Origin of the sequence: Salinibacter sp. (genome assembly GCF_036626415.1) — a bacterium.
In the GTDB taxonomy this organism is placed as follows: Bacteria; Bacteroidota; Rhodothermia; order Rhodothermales; family Salinibacteraceae; genus Salinibacter.
Genome location: NZ_JAZKRW010000201.1, coordinates 1 through 3,738, shown reverse-complemented (window position 1 = coordinate 3,738; position 3,738 = coordinate 1). Strand labels below are relative to the sequence as shown.

3 protein-coding genes are annotated in these 3,738 nt (G+C 64.3%); all 3 read left to right on the top strand.

Annotated features, from left to right (window positions below; genetic code table 11):
• Positions 1-1,322, top strand: a 1,322-nt coding sequence (locus V5A20_RS13575; RefSeq protein WP_332327590.1) for an ABC transporter permease, incomplete at its 5' end; no start/stop codon positions are given.
• A gap of 223 nt (positions 1,323-1,545) precedes the next feature.
• Entirely contained in the window at positions 1,546-2,925 is a 1,380-nt protein-coding gene (tig, locus tag V5A20_RS13570) for a trigger factor (RefSeq protein ID WP_332315225.1), read from the top strand.
• A 106-nt stretch (positions 2,926-3,031) separates the two neighbouring features.
• Positions 3,032-3,738, top strand: a 707-nt coding sequence (locus tag V5A20_RS13565; protein ID WP_332327589.1) for an ATP-dependent Clp protease proteolytic subunit, incomplete at its 3' end; no start/stop codon positions are given.

The following is a 3,738-nucleotide window of genomic DNA, read 5'->3' as shown; positions in this document are numbered from 1 at the left end:
AACTCAGCTACGGATCTCGAATGTCGCTCTCCAAGATCTGGCTTATCCTCCGCAGTGAGTTTTGGCGCCGCGTCCGCTCCAAGGCGTTCGTGCTCGCGACGCTCCTGGTGCCGTTCGGGGCCATTCTTGTGCTCGCCGCGCCCGCCCTGTTCGGGTACCTCGCCGAGCAGACCGACGATCGAACGGTCGCCGTCATGGACGAGACGGGCCGGCTCGCCGATTCGCTCGTGGCCGCCAGCGGGGAGCGCCTCACCTTTCGCCCCGTCGACCTCTCGACGGACTCGGTCCGCAGCGCCGTGCGGCGCGGACAGTACGACGGATACCTCCGGCTGCCCGCGTCGCTGCTGGACGGCACGGGGGAGGCCACCTACTACTCGATGGAGGGCGGGGGCCTGAGCCTTCGATCGGACCTCGACTCTCGGGTAAACCGGGTGCTCCGGCGCCATCGCCTCGAGACGGCTGGCGCCTCTGCCGACGTATTGTCCATCGTGGACTCGGACGTAGCGCTCGCCACGCGCAAGCTGAGCGAAGGATCGGGCACCACAGACGACTCCACACTGGCCTACACCGCCATCGGCTACGTGATGGCATTGGTGATCTACTTTGCCGTCTTCTTCTACGGCCAGTACGTCATGCAGGGAGTGATTGAGGAGAAGAGCAGCCGGGTCGTGGAGGTGATCGTCTCGTCGGTCCGGCCGTTCGAGTTGCTGATGGGCAAGGTGCTCGGCATCGGGGCGATGGGGCTGGCCCAGATGGTGACCTGGGCCGCGCTCGCCGCGGGCGGCATGGCGGTCGTCGGGCCCGTGCTGGCCCTCTTCTTTGCCCCCTCCGACCTGGGCGCCTCTCCCGGAGCGTCCCCGGACGCGATGCGGGAGGCGGCCGGGATCTCCGTTCCGACGATTCCTCTCGACCTCGTCGTCTGGTTCATCCTGTTCTTCGTGGGCGGCTTCCTCCTGTATGCCTCCCTCTTCGCCGCCGTGGGCTCGGCCGTCGAGCAGCAGCAAGACGCGCAGAACCTGCTGCTGCCGGTCATGACGCCGCTCATCCTGCCCATCCTCTTCCTCGTCTTCATTATCGAGAGCCCGAACGCGACGGTATCAGTCGTCACGTCGATCATCCCGTTTTTCTCCCCCATCCTGATGGTGCTGCGCATGGCCATCACCACCGTCCCGGTGTGGGAAATCGTCACGGCGTTCGTCCTGCTGGTGGGCACCTTCGTCGGGATGATCTGGGTTGCCGGGCGCATCTACCGGGTCGGCATTCTCTCATACGGAAAGACCCCGAGCCTGCGCGAGATTGCCCGGTGGGCCACATACCGGTAGCCAAGACGTCCGCACCGGCTTTTCATCCGGGATTTGTGGGGTCTTTGGCGTCCAGCCGCCGGTGGGGGTCGGTCTCGCCGATCTTTTCGTTGCCCCACGCATTCTAAAGACGTTCCCTTTGTTAAGCGAGCGCTTGCGCCCCAGGGCCCTCTGCCTCAGAGCCCTCTGGAGCGCAGGCGACTCGCTCTTGCTCTCGCCCTCTTAGCGCAACGCCCTTTCGCTCATGGACACCACACTCTCGAAGGCCTCTCCGGTCGAATACGAACTGGACCTGCACGCCCCGGCCGACGAGCTGGACCCGAAGCTCAAGGAGGCCCTGGAGGCCCAGCGAAAGAACATGGACGTGCAGGGCTTCCGCAAGGGCAAAGTGCCCCTCGGCCTCGTCAAGAAGATGCACGGCGAGGCGATCGGCTATCGCGTGGCCGAACGGTTCGTGCAGGAGGCCTTCGAAGAGGAAGTGGAAGAGAGCGACGAGATCGAGCCGCTCGGCCAGCCGACGCTGGTGGACCTGGACTACGAGCTCGACGAAGACCTGGAGGCCACCCTTCGCTTCGGCGTTCGGCCCGAGGTGGAGCTCGAAGACCTCGCGTCGGTCGAGCTCTCGATGCTTGATCCCACGATCACCGAGGAGGACGTGGAGGACGAAGTGGAACGCCTTCGCAAGGAGGAGGCCGACCTCCTGCCCCTCGAGGAGGAGGCCGCCGAAGACACCGACTACGTAAACATCGACCTCCAGCGCATCGACCCGGAAACGGATACCCCCATCATCGGGGACAAGGACGAGGACCTCACCTTCTTCCTCGACGACGACCGCCTCAAAGAAGAGCTCCGCGAGGCCCTCGTGGGCCGGAAGGCAGGGGACACGTTCCGCGTGGAGCTGCCCCAGGAGCACCCGGCCCACGAACACGAGGGCCACGGGCACCCGCACGAGCATGAAGGCGACGGCGAGGACCGTCTCTACGAGGTGACGGTCAACGACGTGAAGCGCCGCGACCTGCCGCCGCTCGACGAGGAGTTCGTCCGCCGCGTCACTGAGGGCGAGCTTCACGACGTTGAGGCGTTCCGCGACGACATTCGGGAGCGACTACAGGAGGCCTGGGACGAGCGGGCCCGCGAGATGGCGCAGGGCGAGGTGATCGACAAGATGCTGGAGCTCCACCCGGTGCCGGTGCCCGAATCGGTCATCGAGGGCTACCTCGACTCGTTCGTCAAACAGGTGGAGGAGGAGAACGACGGCGAGCTGCCCGAAGACTTCGACGAGGAGCACTTCCGGCAGCGAAACCGCCGCGACGCCGAAGATCAGGGCCGCTGGATGCTCATCCGGGACCAGATCATCGAAGAAGAGGGCCTGGAGGTCTCCAACGAGGAGATCCAGACGTTCTTCGCCGAACAGTCCGGGGGCGAGGAGCAGGTGACCGCTCAGCAGATCGAGCAGTTCCACCAGACCATGCCGCAGATGATGGAGAAGGTGGAGCAGCAGATCCTGAGCGACAAGGTGTACGACTTCTTGCTCGACCGCCTTGACGTGCAGTCCAAGAGCCGTGAGCAGTTTGAGGAGGAGATGCAGCAACAGCAGCAGCAACGACAGCGCGTGGCCCCGTAGTCCTGCGCCCCTCCGTTTGTACGGCGAACCCGAAGGGGAACCACTCCCCCAAATCTAGGGTTCGAAACGCCCTGACTTAAGACTTTTAGGAACGCGTACTAACTCTATGGTTGACGACTTTGTCAAGTTTAGCAGAGGCCTGACGTCCCTTCCGGGAGGCATTTACGACGGGGACCTGGGCGACCAGCCGATGTCGGGGCTCGTACCGATGGTCGTGGAGCAGACGACCCGGGGCGAGCGTGCCTACGACATCTTCAGCCGCCTGCTGAAGGAGCGAATTGTCTTCATCGGCACCCCGATCAACGACCAGATTGCCAACCTGACGGTTGCCCAGCTCCTGTACTTGACGAGTGAGAGTTCCGAGCAGCCCATCAACCTGTACATCAACTCGCCGGGGGGCGTCATTTACAGCGGCCTCGGCGTCTACGACACGATGCAGTACGTGGGCGCCCCGGTGTCTACCATCTGCGTGGGCCTGGCGGCCTCCATGGGGTCGGTGTTGCTGGCGGCCGGTGAGGACGAAAGCCGCGCGTGCCTTCCCAACTCCCGCGTCATGATTCACCAGCCGATGGGCGGGGCCGAAGGCCAGGCCACCGACATCGAAATTCAGGCGGAGGAGATCATGTGGCTCAAGGAGCGCCTCTACGAGATCTTGGCCCTGCACACCGGCAAAGACATCGACCAGATCGAGGCGGACGCTGATCGCAACTATTGGATGAGTGCAGAGGAGGCCGAGGCGTACGGCCTCGTGGACAACGTCCTGAACCCTGACAACCTGGAGGGCCTGAAGTCCATCCAGCCCAACGGAGAGGC